A 23410-nucleotide genomic window follows, 5' to 3' on the forward strand; every position below is an offset into this window, starting at 1 on the left:
CCGAGGAGGAGTACCGCCCCCTGATCCAAACCTGACCCCGGCCCCGGCCCAGCCGACCCCCCCCCCCCCCCCCCCCCCCCCCCGGGGGGGGCCCCCCCCCCCCCCCCCCCCCCCCCTCCCCTTTGTCCGCGTTACTGCTGGACGATGAACTCGACCCGGCGGTTGACCGCGTTCGCCGCGTCGTCGGCGCCCTGCACCTTGGGCCGGCTCTCGCCGAAGCCCTTCGAGCTCAGCCGGTCGGGCGCGATGCCCAGCGACACCAGCGTGTCGAGCACCGTCTTGGCCCGCGCCTCGCTCAGCGCCTGATTGTGCGCGACGGTGCCGGTCACGTCGGTGTGCCCCTCGATGCTGACCTTGATCGCCGGGTTGGCCTTGAGGATCGACGCGGCGTTCTCGACGACCGCCCGGCCCTTGGCGGTCAGCGTCGCGCTGTCGTTCTCGAACTCGACCGTCGGCAGCGCGACCAACTGGGTCTGCACCTGCGCGGGCGCGGCCGCCTGCCCGACGACGAGCTCGTTGCGGACCGCCTGGCCCTTCGTGGCCGCCCTCGCCGCCGCCTCGGCCTTGTCCTTGACCTCCTGCGAGGCCACCGTCCCGGTCAGCGTGATCACGTGGTCGGTCAGGTCGACGACGCCGGCCTTGGTGTCCTTGCCGAGCGCCGCAAGGACGGCGCCGAGCCCGGCCAGGTCGGTGTCGTCGGCGGCGCGCTTGGCGTCGACGGTGAGGTCGTCCTGCACGTTCTCCGCCCCGAACGCCTGCTTGGCCGCGTCGGCGATCTTGCCGCGGTCGCCGTCGGCCGGCACCGTGCCGGTGAGCGTGACCTTGCCACCGTCGACCAGCAGCTTGACCGCGATCGGCTCGGGCGGGGCCGGCGGCTTCTCCACCTTCGGCGGCGCCTGTACGTCGACCACGCGAACGCCCTCGACGCCGAGCGTGACGTCGCGGGCCTTGTCGGCCTCGTCGGCCGAGCCGACCTTCACGCGCCCGTCCCGCCCGGTGAAGCTGACCTCGGCGTCGATGCCGGCGTCGGACAGCGCCACCTTGGTGCGATCGGTGAGATTGTCCTCGATCGAGTGCCGGTGCGGCACCTCGAAAGCGAAGACCAGCGCCGCCAGCCCGGCGACCGCGGCGCCGATCGGGATCAGCGGATGCCGCGGCCGCACCTGCCAGCGCGCGCCGCTCGTGGTGGTGCTCCGGGTCGTGCCCGCCATCAGGCCCGCCCGGTGTCGCGGCCGGCGACCAGGCGCCGGGTCAGGTCGGCGAAGCCCTCCTCGTCCCCGTCGGCGAGGAGTCGCGCCTGCCGGGCCCAGGTGACGATGCTCGGCGCGAACCGCAGGCCGGCAGCCTCGATCGCGGCCCGCAGGGTGTCGACGTCGGCGTCAGCCAGCTGCGCGTACGTGCGGATGCCGGCCGCCACCAGCGCGGCGGACATCTTCGGCCCGATGCCCTCGATGCGCTTGAGGTCGTCCGCGGGCCCCGCCTCCTCCGCCGACGCCGCGGCCTGCACCGGCACGACGACGGGCTCCGGCCCCGGCTCGGCCTCCGGCTCAACCGCAACCGGCCCCGGCTCCGGCTCAACCGCAACCGGCTTCGGTTCGGGCTCGGGCTCGGGTTCAGGCTCGACGGCAACCGGCTCGGGCTCTGACTCCTCAACGACGGGCTCTTCCACGGTCGGCTCTGCCGCGACAGGCTCTTCCACGGTCGGCTCCGCCACGACCGGCTCGGGCTCGGGCTTCGCCGTGACCTCGCGGCCGGCGATCAGGCGGTCGGTGAGCTCCTTGAAGGCGGCCTCGTCCCCGTCGGCGAGCAGCCGGGCCTGGCGCGACCAGGTCGCGATGCTCGGCGCGAAGCGCAGGTTGGCGTTCTCCAGGGCGGTCTCCACAGTGGACCGCTCCGCATCGGCGAGCTGCGCGTACGTGGTGATGCCCGCCGCCCGCAGCGCCGCGCCGATCTTCGGCCCGATCCCCTCGATGCGCTCGAGATCGTCTTCGGGCGCCTCGGCCGCCTCGAATGCGGATTCGACGTCGGCGACGAGCGCGGCGTCCACAGTGGCCGGTTCGGGCTCGGCCTCGACCACCGCCACCGGCGCGGGCTCGGCGACCGGCTCGGGCTCGGCGACGACGACGGGCTCAGGGGCAGCGACGGCCTCAGGGGCAGCGACGGGCTCCGGCTCGACGACCGGCTCGGGCTCGGCCGTGGCGACCGGCTCGACCGGGGAAGTGGGCGCGGCGACGGGCGCCGGGGCGGCGGGCGTGGTGGACTCGGTGACGGATTCGGACGACCGGACCCGGCGCAGGCGCAGGCCCCACCAGAGGTAGCCGACCAGCAGACCGAGAAGGAACGCGAGCAGGATCAACAGGAGTGACTGGTTGGTGTACCAGACCACGACAGGCCTCCGGGGGAAGTGACCTACGCGACGAGGAAGCGCGGGAAGAGGGAGTTCGCGGGCAGCCTTGCACACCTGGATGGCCGGCAACAGAGCCTCGCCGGTCGCGTCCAGCGGCGACCGCCGGGCGCACGGGGCGCCCCCTGACGACGTTTCCGCAGATCGGAGGCGTTCGAAGGGGGACGACCGGGGTCCGGCTGGCCGGAGTACCGAGAGAAAATCGAAACGGACGGGTGCTGAACCTCACCACAACTGGAGGCGACGGGGCAATGGGGAAGACGACTCGAGTGCTCGCTCTGGCCGCGGTGGCGGCCGCCGCCGGTGGCGTGGCGTGGGCGTTACGCGACCTTCCGGCGCAGCTGGGGGCGCTGCCGGCGGGCGCGCGGGCCGAGCGGATGCGCCGGTCCGCGCAGTACGCCGACGGGCGGTTCCGCAACACGGTGCCGGCCGACGTGCTGCCGCCGCACGCGATGCGGGGCGCGTTCGTGGAGCTGCTCGTGGGCAAGCAGCGGCGCCGGCCGCTCGGCGAGATCCCGGTGATACGCCCCGAGCTGGGCGGCCGGCTCGAGCCGGACGGGCTGCACGTCACCTGGCTGGGGCACTCGACCGCGCTGGTGGAGATCGAGGGCGTGCGCGTGCTGTTCGACCCGGTGTGGAGCGAGCGCTGCTCGCCGACGTCGCTGGTGGGGCCGAAGCGGCTGCACCCGATGCCGCTGCCGATCGGCGAGCTGCCCCGCATCGACGCCGTGGTCATCTCCCACGACCACTATGACCACCTCGACCTGGCCTCGATCCGGGCGCTGCTGCGCACCCAGCAGGGGCCGTTCCTCGTACCCCTCGGCGTGGGCGCGCACCTGGAGCGCTGGGGCGTGCCGCAGGATCGGCTGATCGAGCTGGACTGGGACGAGCAGGCGACGGTGCGCGGCATCACGCTCACCGCGACCGCCGCCCGGCACTTCTCCGGCCGCCGCTTCACCCGCGACGGCACGCTGTGGGCATCGTGGGTGGTCAAGGGCGCGAACCGGAGCCTGTTCTACACCGGCGACTCCGGATACTTCGACGGGTACAAGGAGATCGGCGAGCGGCACGGGCCCTTCGACGCGTCGCTGATCCAGATCGGCGCGTACAACGACGCCTGGCCGGACATCCACATGAAGCCCGAGGACGGGGCGAGCGCACACCTCGACGTCCAGGCCAGGGTGCTGATCCCGCTGCACTGGTGCACGTTCAACCTGGCCCTGCACGCGTGGTCCGAGCCCGTCGAGCGGCTCCTAGAGGAGGCCCGGGCGCGCGACATCGAGCTCGTCGTGCCGCGGCCGGGTGACCGGGTGGACATCGACGCGTTACCGGCACTTGAACCCTGGTGGCGCCCCATTGCGTGACCGTTAAATGACCTGGTCAGGGCACGTGTCGCGACACACAGGCCAGGACCCGCCAAACGACTGGCGGCCGGCGTCCACCCGGCGTACTGTATCGATACAGAAGGATTCTGAATCGATACAGAGGGAAGGGGGGATCCGGCGCCATGGCGGCGACGCTGCAGACCATCGCCGACGAGCTGGGCGTGTCGCGGAGCACCGTCTCCAACGCGTACAGCCGGCCGGATCAGCTCTCCCCCGAGCTGCGCGCCAGGATCCTGGAGGCGGCTGAGCGGCTGGGCTACTCGGGCCCCAACCCGACGGCCCGGTCGCTGCGCCGGGGCAAGGTCAACGCGATCGGCGTGCTGCTCACCGGCGATCTGTCGATGGCCTTCACCGACCCCTACGCGGTGGCCTACCTGCGCGGGCTGGCCGAGGCGGCGTCGGCGCGGGAGACCTCGCTGCTGCTGCTCAACCTGCCCGAGGACGAAGAGGCCGGCCGGCGGGTGATCAGCAACGCCGCGGTCGACGCGTTCTGCCTGTACTGCGTGCCCGACTGGCACGGCGCGCTGGAGCTCATCCGCGGCCGCGGGGTGCCGATCGTGATCGGCGAGGACCCGGACGCGTTCGGGCCCGAGGCCGGATATGTCGGCATCAACGAGCGCGCGGCGGCGCGCCGGCTCGGCGAGCACATCGCCAGGCTCGGCCACCGCGACATCGCGGTCGTCGCGCACTGGATCGTCCACGGCGGCGTCACCGGCCCGGTCGACGCCGACCCGGACGCGCTGCGCTACTACGTCACCGGCGAGCGGGTGCGCGGGTTCCGCGACGCGTTCGCGGCCGCCGGCCTGCCGTGGGAGCGGGTGCTGCTCATCAACGCGGCGCACAACGGCCGCGAAGAGGGCGCGGCCGCGGCGGCGCACGCCCTGGACCGGCTCGACCGGGCCACGGCGATCCTCACCACCTCCGACGTCCTCGCGCTCGGCGTGCTCGACGCGCTGCGGGCGCGGGGCCTGCGTCCCGGCCGGGACGTGTCGGTCACCGGATTCGACGACATCCCGGAGGCCGAGCCGGCCGGGCTCACCACGATCCGCCAGCCCAGCGTCGAGCGCGGGCGGCTCGCGGGCGAGATTCTGCTCGACCCGCCCGAGGACCCGGGGCGGCGTCGCCTGACGCTGCCCGTCTCGCTGGTGGTCAGGGCGACCACCGGCCCCAATCCGCTCAAGGAGAAGTCATGACCCCGTTCGCACTGCTCATCTCCCTCGACGCCGTCCGCGCCGAGGTCAACTCGGCCCTGCCGAACGCCCCCGTCGTCGACGACCGCCGTCCGGAATCGGCCACGATGAAGAAGGTGCGCGGCTTCACCGCCCGCACGCTTCGCCGGGCTGCCGACCGAGTCGAGCCCACGGCGGCGCTCACCTACGGGTAACACCCCGCGGTAAGCGATAAGCGGGTAAGCAAGCAGCGAGGGAGGCAGGCCACCGCCTGCCTCCCTCGCTGTGTGTCTTCCCTCTGGCGTTTGTCGCTTCGGTACCGTCAGCGGACCTCGGCCGGCTCCGCGGACTCGAGCCGGGCGGTGTTGGCCCGGGCGCCGAGGCCGATCGCGTCGTAGTCCTGGCGGTTGATGCCGCGCAGAATGAGCGCCCAGACGATGCCGATGACCGCGGCCACACCGTAGGCGGTCGGGAACGCCCACGTCGCGGGGCTGCTCTGGTCCGGGGCGAAGCCCAGCAGGAGGCCGAAGTTGTTGAAGACCTGCCACATGACGTAGCCGAGGGCGATCGTGGCCAGGATCGGCGCGATGAGCCGCGCCCAGGCACCCTCGCCGCGGGCGTCCCGGGCGAAGTAGAAGATCACCGACAGCGAGGTCGCCGTGACGAGCAACAGCACGCCCATGCCACCCGAGGTGCCCAGCCAGAAGAACAGGTTCACCAGCGGGTCCCAGCCCTGGACCGCGAACAGCACGATGACCGCGAGGGCGATGATCGTCTGGAACAGCGAGCCCGACGCCGGGGCGCCGGAGCGGGCCCGGGTGCGGCCGAAGAACGCCGGGAGCACCCGCTCACGGCCGAGCGCGAAGGCGTAGCGCGCGGTCGTGTTGTGGTAGCTCAGCGCCGCCGCCGCGATGCTGGTGATCAGCAGCACGTTGCCGACGTCGCCGGCCCAGGCGCCGCCCTTCTCCACGAGGGTCGGGAAGAACGGGCCGCCGGTCTCCAGGGTGTCCTGGGCCGCCTTCACGGTGTTGTCCACACCGATGCTCACCGACGCCGCCCAGCTGGTGATCGCGTAGGAGACGACCATGACCGCCAGGCCGAGGAAGGTGGCCGTGGCGACCGTGCGGTTCTTGCTGCGGGCCTCCTCGGAGAAGACCGGGGCGGCCTCGAAGCCGACGAACGCGGTGACCGCGACGGCGAACGCCGGGCCGGCCGTGTCCTTCAGCGCGCCCCACGTCCACGGCTCGAAGTTGAGGGAGCCGCCGGCCGGGTGGCTGAGGAAGACGACGTCGAAGATGGTCACCACGACGAGCTCGGCGCCGAGCAGCACCATGAGGACCTTGCTGTTGACGTCGACGCGCAGCAGGCCGAGCACCGCGACGAACAGCCACAGCGCCAGGGACAGGACCCACCACTCGACGTTCACGTGGGCCTTGTCGGCCAGGAACTGCTTCAGGAACGCGCCGAACGCGCCGTACAGGCCGACCTGCAGCAGGTTGTAGGCCACCAGGGCGACCATGGCGCCGCCCACGCCGAGCGGCCGGCCGAGGCCCTGGGCGATGTAGGAGTAGAACGCGCCGGCGTTGGTGATGTGCCGGGACATCGCCACGTAGCCGAAGCTGAACAGCGACAGGATGACCGCGATGATCACGAAGGCGAGGGGGAAGCCGGTCGTACCGACGACACCCCACCCGGTCGAGACCAGCGCGCCGACGACCATCAGCGGCGCGGCCGCCGTCAGAGCGAACATGATGACAGAAGGCACGCCCAGCCGGTCGCGGGCCAGTGCCTGGGATACCACGCTCGGTCGCGTGGGCGACGTTGCGGACATCGGTCCTCCAGGGATTTGAGGGGGAAGGGGAGAGGGAAGTCCGACCGCGTCGTCACCCGCGCTGCGACAGCACCGAGTCGCCGACCGCCGACTCGACCTGGAGGATCAGGTCGCGCAGCGGCGGCGGCAGGGTGGTGATCGCCTGTTGAAGTCTTCTGAGGCCGGCCGGGTCGCGGTCCCACAGGACGTGACCGGTCAGCCCGGTCGCCTCGGCCAGGCCGGCGAGGGTCGTGTCCGCCACCCGCATCGGCTCGGCGCCCGTGAGCAGGCGCCGCAGCCGGACCACGCGACCGGCCGGCAGGTTGATGTCGGCGGGCAGCCAGCGGGTCTCGCTGCGCAGCAGCCGGCGCACCTGGATCTGCTCGACCAGGCCGACGCGCGCCAGGCGCTGCCCCACCGCCTCGACCGCCGTACGGCCCAGGAACAGCAGCCACGTGCGCACCTCGCGGTGCTGCAGCTCGGCGACCATCGTGGCCAGGTTGGTATGCGCCAGGGGGTCCGACGGAGGATCCCGGTTGATCACCCGGAGCCGCGGACCCTCCACCAGGATCCGCTGCTCGAGGACCAGCTCGCCGAGCATCGCGCCGGCCAGCCCGAGCTCCACCGCGCGCGGCGACAGCCGGGACTTGCCGTCCCGGTCGTCGTGCGCGATCAGGAAGAAGTCATCGGCGAGCAGCATCGGCCCGAGCCTCTAATCGACCGGTCTTCGATCGACCGCGCACGTCACCGCTCTTTCGTCCGGGCGACCGGCCCCCCACGGACCGGACGCTTCCCCCCGGGTTCCCCAAACCCGAGGTTGACAACAGTTAGGGCCCAAATGACCGCGCGACCCAACGCGAAAGCATGCACTGCGTGTTGGTCGGTTCGCAACTCTCAAAATGCTAAATCGTGTTAACGCAGGTCAACCAATATCCAATAGACGATGATCGCACAGGTTAGCGACCACGGAGCGTGACGCCCGGTATTTCCGATATCGGCGCACGGTGGGTAACAGCCGGGCGCCGGTCAAGCCGATGTCAAGTCGATGACGTCCGACCTTTGACGCGGGCGAATCGGAGAGCGGTTTCCCATCGTTGCTGGGCGAACAGTGCCGATGCGCGACGAGAATCGGCGGACGGTGATCTCACCGCCCGCCGAATTCGATGTGAAACATTCACGTGCAGATGACCTGCAGTAACGCCCCGCGATCGCAGGATCCCCGCGCGGCATCCACGGTCAGTAGCCGTCCGGCCGCTCCCCGGCCTTGACCGCCTCGGCCGCCTCGTCGACGGCCTCGAGGAGCTCGTCGAGGCCGTACCCGCCGTCGTGCCGGATGCCGTTGATGAAGAAGGTCGGCGTGCCGGCGACGCCGCTGCGCACGCCCCCGACCAGGTCGCGGCGCACACGGTCGAGGTAGAGGTGCGCGCCGACCTCGTCGCCGATCTCGGCCGAGGGCAGGCCGAGCCGCTCGACGCCGACCATGAGTTGGCGGGGGTTGATGCTGCGCTGGTTGTCAAAAAGCCAGTCATGCATCGGCCAGAAGGCATTGCGCACCCCGGCCGCCTCGGAGACCTCGGCGGCGAGGTCGGCGTACGGATGCACGTTCGTCAGCGGGAAGTGGCGGAACGTGAACCGCAGAGTCTCGCGCCGCAGTCGCAGCAGGTCCTGCATGATCGTGTACGCCATGGCGCAGTACGGGCACTGGAAGTCGCCGTACTCGACCAGCGAGACTGGGGCGGTCTGCGGGCCGATGGTGTGGTCGTCGGGGCCCACCGGCACCGCCAGCCGGGGAACCGTGACCTGGAAGGGCGTGGTCATTCTTCAACGGTTCGCCGGGCACCGCCCGGCCACGTCACCCGGGCGGGGCGCCCTTTTCACATGGGTGTGACCCGCGACACCAGCAGCGGGCTGCCGGTGCAGGCCGTCTCGCGGCTCGGGTCGGGCACGCCGGTGGCCCTGGCCTGCTGGCCGTCGCGCACCCGGGCGGCCTCCGGGCCGATGAGGGTCCAGGTGAGCCCGTCGGTGACGAGCTCGACGCACGGGCCGGTGACGCGCACCCGGCCCTGGGCGGTCACCTGCTGAAAGTCGTCGATCGGCGGCTCGACCTTGGTCGTCTTCGGCGCCTTGGGCGGGATGCTGATGGCCGGTTCGGCGATGCGCGCCGGGCCGGTCGCCACCGCCGACGCCGGCGGCGCGGCACTCGGCCCGGATGCCTCCGGGACCGTCGCCGGCCGGGCCAAGTCGCCGGAGTCGCCGGTCTTCGCGGCGCAGCCGGTCAGCAGCACAACGGCCAGGAGGAGGCCCAGGGGCGCTTTCATACCCGCTTGGACCTCCTCCCGCCTCATTCGGTTCCCGCTCAGCCGGTGACGAGCACCGTCATCGACGTGCCGTTCTCGAACAGGGCGAGGATCTTGACGCCGTTGTTCGGAACCTTGACGCCGTAGTAGGTGTTGGTCGCCGGGTACTCGCGGTAGTAGCTCTTGCTGTCGTCGAACAGCGGGTTGCCCCACTGGCCGCCGAGCGTGCTGGGCGTGTTGGCCGCCCCGTAATGCAGGGTGAACGAGTCCGTCCGCTTCATCGAGAACGGCGCGTCGAAGCCCTGGATGCGCGGCCGCCACGGGGTCCCGTCGCCCTTGAGGATCAGGTCCGGGTGCGAGTCGATCGGCAGGATCAGGCCCGCGCCGTGGTGCTGGCTGGTGTTGTTGTCCTTGTACGAGGTGTCCCAGTACGTGACCAGCAGGCCGGTCTGGTACGGGAAGTGCTCGACGTACTGCGGCTTGTCCGCGAACCCGAAGTTGTACGGACCGGTCTTCAGGTACAGGCACCTCCCTGGTGGGGCGTGTCAGCACCGAGGAACCGTGTCGATGCCTCGATGCACCTGTCGCGAGAGAGTAGGGGCTGTTCGCGCCACAGAAAGATCAACAGCGGCCTATGCGCATAGTTGCAAGGGTCAAATCGAGGGCCCGTCCGTCATCGAGACCGGTCTCTGCGTTCGGCTACGGTAGCCCCCGGTCTCACGGTCGCTGCGGCGTGGCCCTGAGCAGTGGGATCGAGACGCGGAATGTGGCGCCCTCGCCTGGGGCCGTTCGCAGGGTCACCTCGCCGCCGTGGGCTGCCACCAGGGCAGCGACGATCGACAGGCCCAGGCCGGAGCCGCCCAGGGCTCGGGTACGGCTCGGGTCGGTGCGGTAGAAGCGCTCGAAGACTCTCGACGCGTCTTCGGCGGACATGCCTGGGCCGTTGTCGGAGACCTCGAGGATGGCGTGCTCGGCGTCGGTTCCGACCAAGACGGTGACCTCCGTGCCGGCGGGGGTGTGGCTCAGGGCGTTGGACAGGAGGTTCTGCACGACCTGGCGGAGGCGTGCCTCGTCGCCCAGGACGATGGGGGGTTCCACGTCGGCCTCGTCGTCGTCGCTGCTGGCGGTGCGCAGGCGTAGGCGGTGGCCCGTCGCGGTCACGCGGGCGTCGATGAGGGCGTCGGTGGCCAGGGACAGGAGGTCCACGGGCTTCTTCTCGAGGGGGCGCTGCTGGTCCATTCGGGCCAGGAGCAGCAGGTCGTCGACCAGGAGACCCATGCGAGTCGCGTGGTGTTCGATGCGGCCGATCGTCTCGTCGCTCTTGCCCGACTGGCGGTAGAGCTCGGCGAAGCCGCGGATCGAGGTCAAGGGGGTGCGGAGCTCATGAGAGGCGTCGGCGACGAAGCGGCGCATGCGTTCCTCGGAGGCGCGGGCCTGCTCCTCCGAGGCGCGGGCCTGCCCTTCGGAGGCGCGGCGCTCGTCGAAGGCGGTCTCGATCTGGCCGAGCATCGTGTTGAGGGCCTGCGAGAGGCCGCCGACCTCGGTGCGCGGGTCGGCCTCCGGGACGCGGCGGCTCAGGTCGCCGGCCGCGATCGCCTCGGCGGTCTGCTCGACCTCGACGAGGGGGCGCAGGCTCGAGCGGACCAGGAGATAGGCGACGATTGCCAGCACGACGAGCACGAAGCCGCCGATCGTCACGCTCGTCCAGAGCTGGCGGGTGACGGTCGCGTCGACGTCGTCGAGGCTGATGGCGATGACGACCGGGGCGTGGACGAAAACGGTGTTGCTGGGCGGGGGGCCCTGGGTCTCCTGTTGGGCGAAGAGCACGCGCCACTGGTGGCCGTCGCCGCCCACGGGGGACACGGTGGTGTACGCGCCGAAGGTGTCGTTATCGAGCTGCGTGATCGGGCCGATGCTCTCAGCGGTCGCGGGCAGTGCCGGGCGGCCCTGGCTCGTGTCGATCCGGTTGAAGAAGCGCTCCTCGATGGAGCCGTCCGGGTTGATGCAGGCCACGTAGTAGCCGTTGCGCTGCATCGGGGCGGCGCCCGGGCCGCCGAGCCTCGTGTCGCGGCTCTCGCAGGCCATCGCCGCCTGGCTGACGCTGCCGAGGAGCTGGGCGTCGACGCGGGTGAGCAGGTAGTCGCGCGTGCTGTACACGCCGGCGGTGCCGGTCGTCACGAGGGCCGCCGCGAGCAGGACGAGCATCAGGACGACGAGCTTGACGCGCAGCGGCCAGGACTTCATGTGCGGGGCAGTCGAAGTGAGTAGCCCACGCCTCGCAGGGTCTGCAGCAGGCGCGGTTCGGTGGTGTCGATCTTCTTGCGCAGGTAGGAGACGTAGGACTCCACGACGCCGGCGTCGCCGCCGAAGTCGTACTGCCAGACGTGGTCGAGGATCTGCGCCTTCGACAGCACGCGGCCGGGGTTGGTCATGAAGTATCGCAGCAGCTTGAACTCGGTTGGCGAGAGCTGGACCTCGTGGCCCGCCTTGAAGACCTCGTGGGTGTCCTCGTCCAACTCTATGTCGGCGAAGCTCAGCCGGGAGGTCTGGGCGGCCGCGCCCCCCGCGGGATCGGCGACCCGGCGCAGGACGGCCTGGATGCGGGCGAGGATCTCGGACAGGGAGAAGGGCTTGGTGACGTAGTCGTCACCGCCGAGCGTGAGACCCTTGATCTTGTCCTCGGTCGCGTCGCGGGCGGTGAGGAACAGCACCGGCACGCGGGTGCCCTCGCCGCGCAGCTTGCGCAGCACCTCGAAGCCGTCGAGCTCGGGCATCATGACGTCGAGCAGGATCATGTCCGGCCGGAAGCGCCGCGCCTCCTCCATCGCCTGCCGCCCGCTGGTGGCGCTCGCGACGTCGTAGCCGTGGTACTTGAGGCTCGCGGAGAGCAGTTCGACGATGTCCGGCTCGTCGTCGACCACAAGCAGCCGCGTCATGATTCGCTCCAAATACCCTCAGAGTTCCCTTGTCATGTAGAGACTGCCGCCGGTTCCTGACGCTCGGATGCGGTTTCCCTGAAAACCAGCTGTGAACCGGCTGCACCGGACGGTGACAGCAGCGCGAGCAGGACGGGGAACTCGAGGTACGCGTGATAGGAGGCGAACGCGCCGTACAGCGCCCGGCCGGAGGCGTAGTCGATCACGAACAGCACGGCGAGCGCGGCCCCGAGCCCGCCGCCGAGCGCCCACGCCCGCCAGCCTCGCAGCATGCCCAGTCGCGCCTCGAACGCCCGCGCCGCGTCGGGCGCGTGGCGGGGCAGGAAGTACACCCACACGAAATAGTGCATGGTCTGCAAGAAGGCAAATACCATCAGAAACCGGGCACCCACGATCGTCGCCGAGCCCGGCGGCGCACTGGCGGCGATGATCCGGGCGGGATCCCCGGCGAACGCGGCGACCGTCGACGGCGAGACACCGCCGAGCACGAAGTCGAGCGCGCCGGCCAGGATCAGCGCGGGCACGCCGAGCACCCACGCGACCTGCGTCCAGCGGAACACGGCCGCGTGGCGCAGCCGGCCGCCCCACTCCCACAGGAAGAACAACGGCACCACGTTGTGCAAATGCGCCAAGACCACGAAGTGGTACCCCGGGAAGTCCAGCGACGCCGCCGCCGCCACGATCAGCACGACCGCGGCCGCGCCGAGCCGCCAGCCACGCAGCGCGTGGGCACAGCCGGCGGCGAGCACCGCGTAGCCGACCAGGATCTCGGCGTAGCGAGCCGGCTCGCCCACGAACATGGCGGCGAGGCGGCACACGACAATCGCGCTGATCAGGCCGAGCAGGACGACGAGGAAGCGCCCGCCGAGCACGGGGGCGAACCGCCCGGCGACGTACCGCAACTCGAGCACGTTGTGCAGCACCCCGAACGCGATCAGCCCGAGCACGGTGGTGGCCAGCGGCGCACGCAGCGCCACCGCCAGCGCGGCGCCGGCGGCGAGGCCGAAGAGCAGGCTTATCTTCATCGCGTGCTCCCCGCCCTGCTGCTGACCCTGGCGGTCGAGGTGCCGCTGTACACGGCGGCCCTGGTCGCGCTGCGGCTGGCGGGCATCCGGCGGGCCGCCCTGCTCGGCGTGCTGGTCAACCTGGTGACCCACCCGGCGTTGTGGCTCTTCCTCGCCCCGCACCCGGGCCCGGCCAGGTTCTGGGCGGCCGAGGCGCTGGCCACCGCCGTAGAGGCGCTGATCCTGATAAAGGCGATACAACGGGATAGAACGCTGCTGGCGGTCGTTGCGGTCGGCGCGAACGCGAGCTCTCTCCTCATCGGACTGCTGGCACTTCAGTAGCGGCTGTTCTTGGTCCGGCGGACCAGCCACACGATCAGCACGACGAGCGCGGCCACGAAGACCAGGCAGGCCAGGGCCACGACGACGGCGCTACCCGCCATGAACGACGGCGAGGGCGCCGCATCCCCCAACAGGATTTCCATGCCGGAGAGTGTGCGGCGCCCCCGCCCGTTTGGAAATCTAGTCCCGCACCTGGTTCGCCGGCGGGATGTCCGACGCCTCCGGTGGCTCGGCCGGCCGCAGCCACTGCCACAGCAGGAACAGCAGGCCCAGGGCGAGCATCCCCAGCCCGATCCAGAGGTTGATCCGCACGCCCGCGGCCTTGTCGATCTCCGCCCGCGTGTCGAAGATGCCCAGGATCGTGACGATCACGCCGTACACCGTGAAGAGGCCTCCGATGACCCGGCGGACGTCGAAGAGCCGCGCGGCCCGGGCGGTGTCGATCTTGTGATCACTCATGGCGATGCACCCCAAGGAATGGCAGGGTCTACAGGAACGGCAGGTAGAAGAGGGCGGCGAGGACGAGAGCGCCCGAGCCGAGCAGCACCGGCGAGCGATACCAGGCGGTGTCCCCGGCGATCGCATCGGCGCGCAGGTCGTGGCGGCCGATGCCGTACACCAGGCCGTCGAGCTCGGACTCCGGTTTGCTCCTGGTGAGCGGCGTGACGATCAGCGCGACGATCGTCACCACCACGAACGCGATGCCGGCGCCCCAGAACGACTCGTCCAGGTCGGAGCCGAAGGAGAACCAGCCGAACCACTTGTACCCGGCGTACGTGACGAACGCGGCGAGCGTGCCGGCCAGCAGCCCCCAGAAGCCCGCCCACGCCGTCATCCGCTTCCAGAACATGCCGATGATGAACGCGGCGAACAGCGGGGCGTTGAACAGCGAGAACAGCGCCTGGATGTAATCCATGATGTTGCTGTACCCGGCCGCGATGAACGCCGTGCCGATGCCGATGAGCACGCCGACGACGGTGATCAGCCGCCCGACCTTCAGGTAGTAGGCGTCCGGCCGGTCCTTGGCCACGTACTCCTGCCAGATGTCGTACGTGAACACCGTGTTGAACCCGGACACGTTGGCCGCCATGCCGGCCATGAACGACGCCAGCAGGCCGGTCACGGCGATGCCGAGCACGCCGCTGGGCAGGAAGTCGCGCATCAGCAGCGGGATGGCGTTGTTGTACTGCAGGTCGCCGGTGCCGGCGCCGAGCCCCTTCACGGTGACCAGGGCGACCAGGCCGGGGATCACGGTGACGAAGGGGATGACGAGCTTCGGGTAGGCCGCGATGATCGGCGTACGCCGGGCCGCGCTCATGTTGCGGGCCGACAGGCCGCGCTGGACCTCGGCGAAGTTCGTCGTCCAGTAGCCGAAGGACAGCACGAACCCGAGCCCGAAGACGATGCCCCACCACGGCGCGCCCAGCGGGTTGTCGCTGCCGCCGGTGCCGGCCCAGGTGTGCAGGCCTGGGTCGCCGAGCTTGGTCTGGCGTACCGCGTCGAACAGCCCGTGCAACCCACCGACCTTCACCAGACCGATGATCGCGATCGGCAGCAGGCCCGCGATGATCACGAAGAACTGCAGCACCTCGTTGTAGATCGCGCTGGAGAGGCCGCCGAGCGTGATGTAGGCGAGGACGATGAGGGCACCGAGGACGATCGCCGTCCACAGCGGCCAGCCGAGCAGCGCCTGCATGATCAACGCGAGCGCGTAGAGGTTGACGCCCGCGATCAGCACCTGGGCAAGCGCGAACGACAGGGCGTTGAGCACGTGCGCGGGCCGGTTGAAACGGCGGCGCATGTACTCGGGGACGCTGCGCACCTTCGAGCCGTAGTAGAACGGCATCATCACGATGCCCAGGAACACCATCGCCGGCACGGCGCCGATCCAGTAGTAGTGGACCGTCATGATGCCGTACTTGGCGCCGTTGGCCGCCATGCCCAGGATCTCCAGGGCGCCGAGGTTGGCGGAGATGAACGCGAGGCCGGTCACCCATGCCGGCAGCGAGCGGCCGGAGAGGAAGAAGTCCACGCTGTTGCGGATCGAGCGGCGAGCGGCGAGACCCACCCCGAGAACGGTGATGAAGTAGAGCGCCAGCAGGACGTAGTCGATCGCGCTCATCTGCAGGCGTAGCCCTGCGGCGAGAGTCTGCACCATCCCTCCCCTTTGCCGTATGAGCGGAGCCTCAGGCACCTACCCAGGCAGGGGTCGGGATCAAACCCATCGTTGTCAACTTAGGTGGGATGCGAGCATTGTCACCAGATCGGCGACTGCGTACGGCTTGTCGAGGAAGTCGTCGCAGCCGGCCGCAGCCAGACCCGCTCGCCCGGGTAGCGCGCCGCCGCCGTGACCAACAGCAGCAGCATCACCGGAAACACGTTTTCCAGGCGGGGGGCCGGATGGGGCGAGGATGCGCTGCGCACGACGGTGGCCGCCACCACCCACGACCTGTCCAACGCCCTGGGCGCGGTGCTGAACTACGCCACATTCCTCGCCGAGGACCTCGCCGGCACCGGGGCGGCGGCCGAGTACCTGCCGCACCTGCAGAGCGCGCCGCAGCGCGCGCTGGACCTAGTGGCGGTGCTCGCTGCGGCTCTTGCACCTGACGCAGAGGGTGACTGACGGGAAGGCGGCCAGGCGGGCCACCGGGATCTCCTCGCGGCAGGTCTCGCACGTGCCGTAGTAACCGGCGTCGAGGCGCTCCAGCGCCCGCTCGACCTGCTCCATCCGGTTGCGGATGGAGACCGCGAGCGCGAACTCCTGCTCCCGGTTGAACGCCTTGGTGCCGAGGTCGGCGACGTCGTCGCCGGAGTCGGCCGTGCCGGCGAGGGTCATCTCCGCGACCGCGGCGGCGTACTCCTCCGCGAGCTCCGCGCGTCGCGCGTCCAGCGCGCTGCGGATGTCCTGGGTACGGGTCTCTTGGTAAACGAGCATGGTTGGCCCCCCGGTAGCGGAGATGATTGGCTTCCGGTGTGCCCAGCGGAGTGGCCGCGCAAACCTGCGTGTTTTCCGGGTTTCCGACTCGTCCGAGTCGGCCCCGACCGGCGACGCGCCGGCGTCGTGACGCGGTAGGGCCACTCAGGCGAGCGCCACGCGGAGCGCGGTCGTCAGCGCCTCGTCGAGGTGGTCCAGCAGGTCCTGCGGGTCCTCGTAGACGGCGGCGGCGCCGTGGTCGAGCAGCTCGGCCGCGCACAGGCCGCCGCTGGTCACGCCGATGCACGGGATCGACAGCCGGCCGGCCGCCCGCACGTCCCACACCGAGTCGCCGACGAAGACGACCTCCTCGGCGCACAGGCCGGAGCGCTCCAGCGCCGTCTCGACGATGTCCGGCGCCGACTTGCCGCGCCGTCGAACAGCACACCGGTCACAGATTTCGTCAGGTTTGGGTGATACCCACCCGCGCGGGGTATCACAGACGCATGACCGAGTCCGACCATGCCCCTCCGGGCGGCGCCGCCGTCGGCGTCGTCGAGCCGTTTCCCGGCTTCGACGCGGACGATCTCGGCGACTTCGCCTCCGAGCACTGCAGCGTGACGCTCGCGTGGCAGCTGGACGGCGGCCCGGAGCACGCGCGTGAGCCGGAGAGCCCGCACGGGCTGGCGGGCATGGACGAGTAGTCCGGAGCCGTCGCCGCCTGGCGACGAACGCCGCCAATAAATGCCGACAAAACACCCCCCACGCCGACGTGGGGGGTGTTTTGCGGAATAAACGGACTCACCCTCGTCGTTGCCCTACCCCTCGTTACGAGAATGTCGCCCCGGCCGCACGCCCTCTATCCAGGGCGTGGAAAAGCTGGCATGTTGAGGCGGCGCGCATTGAGGTAGTCCCATATGTGCGCATCGGCACATGTCCAGTGAGAGGGGGCACAATGAGCCGACGGAGATGGGTGCACGCCGCAATGGCGACCGCACTCGTTCCGCCATTGCTCGTGATCGTCTCGGCAGGCCCGAGCGAGGCAGCACCGATCCCGGCAGGCAACTTGTCTCTGGTACAAGGCCTCAAGCCGGCCAAGCAGACCTCGGCGGCGAAATCGCCGACGAGCCGCATGGCCAAGACCGACCCGTCCCTGCTCAACCGCAGCGACACCACCAGGGTGGCGATCGCGGTCAAGCTCGACTACGACTCGACCGCCACATATTCCGGCGACATCGCCGGGTATGCGGCGACAAGTCCATCCGTAACGGGGAAGGCGCTTTCCGGAAGCGCCGACGAAAAGCGCTACGAAAACCGCATCACCGGAATTGAGGACAAGTTCCTCGCGGAACTCAAGAAGCAGGTTCCGGACGCCAAGATCGGCCAGCGGCTGCGCACCGTCTATGGTGGCATCGCGCTGTCGGTGCCGGCCAACAAGATCGGCGCAATCCTGACGCTCGACAATGTCGTGGCGGTCCAGTCCGACGAGCTCCGCGCTCCCCAGACCGACTCGACGCCGGCGTTCATCGGCGCCGACCAGGTCTACCCGAAGCTCGGCGGCGCACCCAACGCCGGCAAGGGCGTCATCTTCGGCTCGCTGGACACCGGCATCTGGCCCGAGCACCCGTCCTTCGCCGACAACGGCAACCTGGGCGCCCCGCCCGCCAGGGCCGACGGCACCCCCCGTGCCTGCGACTTCGGTGACAACCCGCTGACCCCTGCGAACGATCCGTTCGTCTGCAACCACAAGGTCATCGGCGGCAAGGGCTTCCTGGACGCGTACAACGCGTACCAGCCGATGGAGCACTACGGGTACACCGCCCGGGACTCCGACGGCCACGGCACCCACACCGCGTCGACGGCCGCCGGTGACCCGGTCTCCTCGGCGAAGATCTTCAACATCGAGCGCGGGCCGATCAACGGCATCGCGCCCGGCGCGTGGGTCTCGGTGTACAAGGTCTGCGGCGCCACCGGCTGTTACAGCAGCGACTCCGCCGCCGCGGTCGCCGAGGCGGTCAAGGACGGCGTGAACGTCATCAACTTCTCGATCTCGGGCGGCTCGAGCCCGTACACCGACATCGTGGAGCTGGCGTTCTTCGACGCCTACAAGGCCGGCGTCTTCGTCGCCGCCTCGGCCGGCAACTCGGGCCCGGCGGCCGGCACGACCGACCACCTCTCGCCGTGGGTCACCACCGTCGCGGCGTCGACCCAGAAGCGCTCGTTCCAGTCCACGCTGACCCTCGGCTCGTCCGACGGCACGGCGGCGACCCTGACGGGCGTCTCGATCACGCAGGGCGTCAGCAGCCCGCTGCCGGTCGTCCTGGCCTCGGCGGCGCCGTACAGCGACGCCACCTGCACGCACCCGGCCGCACCGGGCACGTTCGCCGGCAAGATCGTGGCGTGCCAGCGCAGCCCGGGCCGGGTCGTCAAGGGCTTCAACGTCCTGCAGGGCGGCGCGGCCGGCATGATCCTCTACAACAACCCCAAGGCCGACGCGCTCAGTGACAACCACTGGCTGCCGACGGTGCACCTGGCCGACGGGTCATCGTTCCTGGCGTACCTCGCGGCGCACTCCAACGTGACCGCGAAGTTCACCCAGGGCGAGAAGGTCATGGGCACGGGCGACGTGATGACGAACTTCTCGTCGCGCGGGCCGGGCGGCAACTTCATCAAGCCCGACATCACCGCGCCCGGCGCGCAGATCCTCGCCGGGCACACCCCGACGCCGGACGACCCGAGCCTCGGCCCGGCCGGCCAGTACTTCCAGGCCATCGCCGGCACGTCGATGTCCTCGCCGCACATCGCCGGCTCCGCACTGCTGGAGAAGGCGCTGCACCCGAACTTCACCCCGGGTCAGATCAAGTCGGCGCTGATGACGACCGCGACCACCAAGGTGGTCAAGGACGACGGGGTCACCCCCGCCGACCCGTTCGACCTCGGCTCCGGCCGCGTCCAGGTCAACCTGGCCGCGAACCCGGGCCTCACGTTCGACGAGTCGGCCGAGCGGATGTTCGCTCTCGGCAACGACCCGGTCAACGCGGTGCAGATCAACCTGCCGTCGGTGAACGCGCCCGTCATGCCGGGCAAGCTCACCGCGGTGCGGACGGCGAAGAACGTCACCGACAAGACGCTGGTCTACCGCGTCGAGACGACGTCGCCCGCCGGCGCCTCCATCACGGCGTCGCCGTCGCTGCTCACCGTCAAGGCGGGCAAGACGGAGCAGTTCAGCATCACGATCAAGTCGAGCGCGCCCACGGGCCAGTTCTTCGGCGAGGTCCGCCTGGTCCCGGTGACCGGCGGCGTCCCGACGCTGCACCTGCCGGTGGCGTTCGTGCCGAAGCAGGGCGACGTGAAGGTCACCCAGACCTGCGCGCCGACCATCACGCTGCTCGGGACCGGCACCTGCACGGTCACCGCGACGAACGAGACCTTCAACGACACCACGGCCGACTTCACCACGACGACCGATATCAGCCTGCCGGCCGCCGGGGCGAACGGGGCCAAGGTCGTCAACCCGTTCAAGGTGGAGAAGAAGGGCGCGGCGCTGGCCGGGGCGGTCCCCGGGACGCCGTCGCTGCTCTCGGACGAGCTCTACGGCTACATCCCGCTCGACATCTTCGGTGTCACCCCGACCGCGATCGGCGACGAGACCCTGACGAGCTTCAACGTGCCGTCGTTCCTCTACAACGGCGTCACGTACAACTCGCTGACCGTGGACTCGAACGGGTACCTCTATCCCGGTAGTGACCACAGCAACGAGAACAACGTCTGCTGCAACATCACCCCGATCCCCAACCCGGCGAAACCGAACAACGTGCTGGCGCCCTTCTGGACCGACCTCGACGGCACCGGTTCGCCCGGCCTGTTCGTCAGCATGCTGAGGGACGGGACCGATAGGTGGGTCGTCGTCGAGTGGCAGGTGCGCGACTACGGCACGACGACGCGCCGGGCGTTCCAGGTCTGGATCGGCTTGAACGGGGAGCAGGACATCACGTTCGCCTACGACGAGGCGACCCTCAAGTCCCTGCCCGTCGGGCAGGACATGGTGGTCGGCGCCGAGAACGTCAACGGCACCGGCGGGCAGGGTCTGCCGGTGAACACGCTGCCGACCGGGGACCTGCGCATCGTCAGCACCGACCCGGTGCCCGGCGCGTCGACGTCCTACACGGTCACCCTCACGGGCCTGATCCCCGGCCCCGGCGAGGTCGCCACCTCCGTCGTCACCCCGGCGGTGCCGGGCACGACGGTCGTGAAGAGCACGGTCACCGTGACCGGGCGGATCAACCGCACCGGCACCTGATCGGGCGCTTCACCCTCACGGTTCCTCACAAACGCGGCCGGCCCCTTGCACCGGGGGCCGGCCGCCCCGAGGATCGAATCATGAGGACGTTTGGCAGCGCCGGAGAACTGCTGGCCGCGGTCGGTGAGCACCTGGGCTCCAGCGACTGGCAGGAGGTCACGCAGGAGCGCGTCGACCTCTTCGCCGAGGCGACCGGCGATCACCAGTGGATCCACGTGGACCCCGAGCGCGCCAAGGCCGGACCCTTCGGCACGACGATCGCGCACGGCTTCCTGACGCTGTCGCTCCTGCCGACGCTGGTTTCGCAGGTGTACCGCGTGGAAGGCGTCCGGATGGGCATCAACTACGGCCTGGACAAGGTCCGCTTCCCCGCGCCGCTGCCCACCGGCTCGAAGGTGCGCGCGGGCGTCGAGCTCCTCGTCGCCGACGACCTGGGCGAGGGCTGGCTGCAGCTGAAGAACCGCGTCACCATCGAGCGCGAGGGTCACGACAAGCCGGTCTGCGTCGCCGAGTCCCTGACCCGCCTGCTGATCTGAGCCTCCCTTATCGCGCAACGGCCCGCCTCGATGACTCGAGGCGGGCCGTCTTGCTCTTCCCCGCTACGCGGGCAGGTCCACCAGCTCCGCCAGCAGGGCGCGGTGCCGGGTCGGCGAGCCGAGGGCGGCGGCGTTGGCGCGGGCGCGCTTGAGGTACCAGTGCGCGGGGTGCTCCCACGTGAACCCGATGCCGCCGTGCAGCTGGACGCACTCCTCGGCGGCCCGGATCGCCACCGGCGAGCAGAAGGCCTGCGCGAGCGACGCCGCCACGGGCAGGTCCGGGTCGTCCGTGGCGAGACAGTCCGCGGCGTACCGGGCCACCGCCCGCGCCTGCGTGACCGACACCCACAGGTCGGCGAGCCGGTGCTTGATCGCCTGGTACGACCCGATCTGCCGGGCGAACTGCCGGCGCGTCTTCACGTACTCGACGGTGGTCTCCAGGCACCACTCGGCGATACCAAGCTGCTCGGAGGCCAGCAGCGCGGCGCCGGTGACGAGGGCGCGCGCGACGAGCGGCCCGGCGTCCCCGGCCACCAGCCGCCCCGGCGCCTCGCGGAACGCCAGGTCCGCGATCGGCCGGGTGAGGTCGAACGAGACGACGGCCGTGCGGACGACGGCGGTTCCCTCGACCGCGAACAGGCCCTCCACGGTCGGGACCAGCAGCACGTCCGCGGTCAGGGCATCGGCCACGGTGGTGACCTCGCCGTCGAGCCGGCCGTCGCGGGCCGAGACCGTCCACCGCAGGCCGTTCCCCGTCGACATTGGCCCCGTCGGCATCGGCACCGTCGACAGTGGCACCGCCAGGGCCGCGCTGCGGGCGCCGGAGGCGAGCTGGGCCAGCAGCGGGTCGCCGGCCGGCAGGGCGGCCGTGGCGAGCACCGCGCTGCCGAGGAACGGCACCGGGGCGACCGCGCGGCCCAGCTCCTCCATGACCACCGCGGTCTCCCGCCAGGTGGCGCCGGCCCCGCCGGCCTCCTCCGCCACGGGCAGGCCGGCGCAGCCCAGGTCGGCCGCGAGCGTGCGCCACAGCTTCAGGTCGACCGGCTCGGGCCCCTCGACGCGGCTCAGGTCGACGCGGTCCCGCAGCAGCGCACGGACCGAGGCGCGCAGCTCCTCCTCGACCTCGCAGTACAGCAGATCGGTCACTTGGGCAGGTCCTTCCACGCGACGTCCTTGTCGGCCCGCTGCTCCTGCGGCAGGCCCAGCACGCGCTCGGCCACGATGTTGCGCAGGATCTCGGAGGTGCCGCCCTCGATCGAGTTGCCCTTGGCCCGCAGGTACCGATAGCCCGCCGTGCGCCCGGCGAAGTCCACGACGGACGGCCGGCGCATGGTCCACTCGTCGTGCCGCAGCCCCTCCTCGCCCAGCAGGTCGAGCTCCAGCGCCGAGATCTCCTGGTTGAGCCGGGCGAACAGCAGCTTCGACGCCGAGCCCTCCGGACCGGGCTGGCCGGCCGCCAACTGCTGGCGCAGCCGCAGGCCGGTGAGCCGGGCCGCCTCGGCGTCCACCCAGAGCCGCAGCAGCGCGTCGTGCAGGCCGGGCGAGCGCAGCTCCGGGCGCCTGCGCCACAGGTCGGCGACGACGCCGATCATGCCGCCCTCGCGCGGGACGGCCTGGCCGCCGATCGAGACCCGCTCGTTCATCAGGGTCGTCTGCGCGACGGCCCAGCCCTCGCCGACCGCGCCCAGCCGGTCGGCGTCCGGGATCCGCACGCCGGACAGGAAGACCTCGTTGAACTCGGCCTCCCCGGTGATCTGCCGCAGCGGTCGTACCTCCACCCCGGGCGCGGTCATGTCGAGCACGAAGTAGGTCAGCCCCTGGTGCTTGGGCACGGCCGGGTCGGTGCGCACGATGAGGATCGCCCAGCTGGCCTCGTGCGCCATCGACGTCCAGACCTTCTGCCCGTCGACCACCCAGTCGTCACCGTCGCGCACCGCGCGGGTGGCCAGGCCGGCCAGGTCGGATCCGGCGCCCGGCTCGCTGAAGAGCTGACACCACACCTCCTCGCCGGTCCACAGCGGGCGCAGCCAGCGGCGGCGCTGCTCGTCGGTGCCGTGGCGCAGGATCGTCGGGGCGGCCATGCCCAGCCCGATGCCGATGCGGCGCGGGTTGTTGCCGGGCGCGCCGGCGTCGGCGAAGACCTGGTCCACGGCGGGCTGCTCGGCCCGGGGCAGGCCGAGGCCGCCGAGGCCGAGTGGGAACTGCACCCAGGCCAGCCCGGCGTCGAAGCGTGCCCGCAGGAACTCCCGCGGCTCCATGGCGGCGGGATCGTGCCTGGTCAGGAACTCGCGGGCGAGGTCCGCCGGGCTCACC

26 protein-coding genes are annotated in these 23410 nt (G+C 70.8%); 8 read left to right on the forward strand and 18 right to left on the reverse strand.

Annotated features, from left to right (window positions below):
• Positions 1 to 131: 131 nt before the first annotated feature.
• Both ACGFI8_RS10720 and ACGFI8_RS10725 read right to left on the reverse strand, forming a co-directional pair.
• Positions 132 to 1211 carry an OmpA family protein gene (locus ACGFI8_RS10720; RefSeq protein WP_392802929.1) on the reverse strand — a complete coding sequence of 360 codons (1080 nt, stop codon included), beginning with the start codon at positions 1209 to 1211 and terminating at the stop codon, positions 132 to 134.
• The gene (locus ACGFI8_RS10725) at positions 1211 to 2386 is read right to left on the reverse strand and encodes a helix-hairpin-helix domain-containing protein (protein ID WP_392802931.1); all 1176 of its coding nucleotides are present in this window, start codon (positions 2384 to 2386) and stop codon (positions 1211 to 1213) included. Before ACGFI8_RS10725 ends, ACGFI8_RS10720 begins: the two co-directional genes overlap by 1 nt.
• A gap of 269 nt (positions 2387 to 2655) precedes the next feature.
• On the opposite strand from ACGFI8_RS10725, the gene ACGFI8_RS10730 reads away from it, so the two are divergent.
• From ACGFI8_RS10730 to ACGFI8_RS10740, 3 genes are all read left to right on the forward strand, one after another.
• Entirely contained in the window at positions 2656 to 3768 is a 1113-nt protein-coding gene (locus tag ACGFI8_RS10730; protein WP_392802933.1) for an MBL fold metallo-hydrolase, read from the forward strand.
• A gap of 143 nt (positions 3769 to 3911) precedes the next feature.
• On the forward strand, positions 3912 to 4982 hold the full coding sequence (locus ACGFI8_RS10735; RefSeq protein WP_392802935.1) for a LacI family DNA-binding transcriptional regulator: 1071 nt from the start codon (positions 3912 to 3914) through the stop codon (positions 4980 to 4982).
• Positions 4979 to 5173: a hypothetical protein gene (locus ACGFI8_RS10740; RefSeq protein WP_392802938.1), complete on the forward strand. Its 195-nt coding sequence runs from the start codon at positions 4979 to 4981 to the stop codon at positions 5171 to 5173. Before ACGFI8_RS10735 ends, ACGFI8_RS10740 begins: the two co-directional genes overlap by 4 nt.
• Before the next feature lie 107 nt (positions 5174 to 5280).
• On the opposite strand, the gene ACGFI8_RS10745 is transcribed toward ACGFI8_RS10740, so the two are convergent.
• From ACGFI8_RS10745 to ACGFI8_RS10780, 8 genes are all read right to left on the reverse strand, one after another.
• Positions 5281 to 6789 (reverse strand): APC family permease, encoded by a 1509-nt coding sequence (locus ACGFI8_RS10745; RefSeq protein ID WP_392802940.1) that lies wholly within the window; start codon positions 6787 to 6789, stop codon positions 5281 to 5283.
• 52 nt (positions 6790 to 6841) lie between these two features.
• The gene (locus ACGFI8_RS10750; protein ID WP_392802943.1) at positions 6842 to 7468 is read right to left on the reverse strand and encodes a GPP34 family phosphoprotein; all 627 of its coding nucleotides are present in this window, start codon (positions 7466 to 7468) and stop codon (positions 6842 to 6844) included.
• A gap of 536 nt (positions 7469 to 8004) precedes the next feature.
• Positions 8005 to 8586 carry a DsbA family protein gene (locus tag ACGFI8_RS10755; RefSeq protein ID WP_392802946.1) on the reverse strand — a complete coding sequence of 194 codons (582 nt, stop codon included), beginning with the start codon at positions 8584 to 8586 and terminating at the stop codon, positions 8005 to 8007.
• A 56-nt stretch (positions 8587 to 8642) separates the two neighbouring features.
• Positions 8643 to 9086, reverse strand: coding sequence for a hypothetical protein (locus ACGFI8_RS10760; RefSeq protein ID WP_392802948.1), 444 nt, complete (start codon positions 9084 to 9086; stop codon positions 8643 to 8645).
• Positions 9087 to 9124: 38 nt separating this feature from the next.
• On the reverse strand, positions 9125 to 9589 hold the full coding sequence (locus tag ACGFI8_RS10765; RefSeq protein WP_392804028.1) for a hypothetical protein: 465 nt from the start codon (positions 9587 to 9589) through the stop codon (positions 9125 to 9127).
• A gap of 193 nt (positions 9590 to 9782) precedes the next feature.
• Positions 9783 to 11309, reverse strand: a complete 1527-nt coding sequence (locus ACGFI8_RS10770; protein ID WP_392802950.1) for a sensor histidine kinase — start codon at positions 11307 to 11309, stop codon at positions 9783 to 9785.
• Entirely contained in the window at positions 11306 to 12001 is a 696-nt protein-coding gene (locus tag ACGFI8_RS10775; RefSeq protein WP_392802953.1) for a response regulator transcription factor, read from the reverse strand. The genes ACGFI8_RS10770 and ACGFI8_RS10775 overlap by 4 nt, the downstream gene beginning before the upstream one ends.
• Before the next feature lie 32 nt (positions 12002 to 12033).
• Entirely contained in the window at positions 12034 to 13026 is a 993-nt protein-coding gene (locus ACGFI8_RS10780) for a hypothetical protein (RefSeq protein WP_392802956.1), read from the reverse strand.
• Between the two features lie 3 nt (positions 13027 to 13029).
• Here ACGFI8_RS10780 and ACGFI8_RS10785 point away from each other — a divergent pair, with 3 nt between their 5' ends.
• A complete protein-coding gene (locus ACGFI8_RS10785; RefSeq protein WP_392802958.1) occupies positions 13030 to 13347 on the forward strand; it encodes a hypothetical protein in 318 nt (105 codons plus the stop codon).
• Here the strand turns inward: ACGFI8_RS10785 and ACGFI8_RS10790 are convergent.
• From ACGFI8_RS10790 to ACGFI8_RS10805, 4 genes are all read right to left on the reverse strand, one after another.
• On the reverse strand, positions 13341 to 13490 hold the full coding sequence (locus tag ACGFI8_RS10790) for a hypothetical protein (RefSeq protein WP_392802960.1): 150 nt from the start codon (positions 13488 to 13490) through the stop codon (positions 13341 to 13343). The two genes, ACGFI8_RS10785 and ACGFI8_RS10790, sit on opposite strands and share 7 nt — an antisense overlap.
• 37 nt (positions 13491 to 13527) lie before the next feature.
• On the reverse strand, positions 13528 to 13806 hold the full coding sequence (locus ACGFI8_RS10795; protein WP_392802963.1) for a hypothetical protein: 279 nt from the start codon (positions 13804 to 13806) through the stop codon (positions 13528 to 13530).
• Between the two features lie 28 nt (positions 13807 to 13834).
• A complete protein-coding gene (locus tag ACGFI8_RS10800; protein WP_392802966.1) occupies positions 13835 to 15505 on the reverse strand; it encodes a sodium:solute symporter family protein in 1671 nt (556 codons plus the stop codon).
• Between the two features lie 98 nt (positions 15506 to 15603).
• On the reverse strand, positions 15604 to 15786 hold the full coding sequence (locus ACGFI8_RS10805) for a hypothetical protein (RefSeq protein WP_392802969.1): 183 nt from the start codon (positions 15784 to 15786) through the stop codon (positions 15604 to 15606).
• Between ACGFI8_RS10805 and ACGFI8_RS10810 the strand changes: the two genes are divergently transcribed.
• Entirely contained in the window at positions 15776 to 15970 is a 195-nt protein-coding gene (locus ACGFI8_RS10810) for a hypothetical protein (RefSeq protein ID WP_392802971.1), read from the forward strand. The genes ACGFI8_RS10805 and ACGFI8_RS10810 overlap by 11 nt on opposite strands.
• Here ACGFI8_RS10810 and ACGFI8_RS10815 read toward each other — a convergent pair.
• On the reverse strand, positions 15920 to 16282 hold the full coding sequence (locus tag ACGFI8_RS10815; protein WP_392802973.1) for a TraR/DksA family transcriptional regulator: 363 nt from the start codon (positions 16280 to 16282) through the stop codon (positions 15920 to 15922). The genes ACGFI8_RS10810 and ACGFI8_RS10815 overlap by 51 nt on opposite strands.
• A gap of 144 nt (positions 16283 to 16426) precedes the next feature.
• Entirely contained in the window at positions 16427 to 16720 is a 294-nt protein-coding gene (locus ACGFI8_RS10820) for an HAD family hydrolase (protein ID WP_392804030.1), read from the reverse strand.
• A 47-nt stretch (positions 16721 to 16767) separates the two neighbouring features.
• Between ACGFI8_RS10820 and ACGFI8_RS10825 the strand changes: the two genes are divergently transcribed.
• The 3 genes from ACGFI8_RS10825 to ACGFI8_RS10835 all read left to right on the forward strand — a co-directional run bounded on the left by ACGFI8_RS10825 (position 16768) and on the right by ACGFI8_RS10835 (position 21097).
• Positions 16768 to 16965, forward strand: a complete 198-nt coding sequence (locus ACGFI8_RS10825) for a hypothetical protein (RefSeq protein WP_392804109.1) — start codon at positions 16768 to 16770, stop codon at positions 16963 to 16965.
• Between the two features lie 362 nt (positions 16966 to 17327).
• Positions 17328 to 20561: a S8 family serine peptidase gene (locus ACGFI8_RS10830; RefSeq protein WP_392802976.1), complete on the forward strand. Its 3234-nt coding sequence runs from the start codon at positions 17328 to 17330 to the stop codon at positions 20559 to 20561.
• 80 nt (positions 20562 to 20641) lie between these two features.
• Positions 20642 to 21097, forward strand: a complete 456-nt coding sequence (locus ACGFI8_RS10835; protein WP_392802979.1) for a MaoC family dehydratase — start codon at positions 20642 to 20644, stop codon at positions 21095 to 21097.
• A gap of 63 nt (positions 21098 to 21160) precedes the next feature.
• On the opposite strand, the gene ACGFI8_RS10840 is transcribed toward ACGFI8_RS10835, so the two are convergent.
• Both ACGFI8_RS10840 and ACGFI8_RS10845 read right to left on the reverse strand, forming a co-directional pair.
• Positions 21161 to 22243, reverse strand: a complete 1083-nt coding sequence (locus ACGFI8_RS10840) for an acyl-CoA dehydrogenase family protein (RefSeq protein ID WP_392802981.1) — start codon at positions 22241 to 22243, stop codon at positions 21161 to 21163.
• Complete coding sequence (locus ACGFI8_RS10845; protein WP_392802984.1) at positions 22240 to 23409, reverse strand: acyl-CoA dehydrogenase family protein; 1170 nt, start codon at positions 23407 to 23409, stop codon at positions 22240 to 22242. Before ACGFI8_RS10845 ends, ACGFI8_RS10840 begins: the two co-directional genes overlap by 4 nt.
• Position 23410: the final 1 nt, after the last annotated feature.

This window comes from Dactylosporangium sp. NPDC048998, assembly GCF_043197855.1.
Lineage (GTDB): Bacteria > Actinomycetota > Actinomycetes > Mycobacteriales > Micromonosporaceae > Dactylosporangium.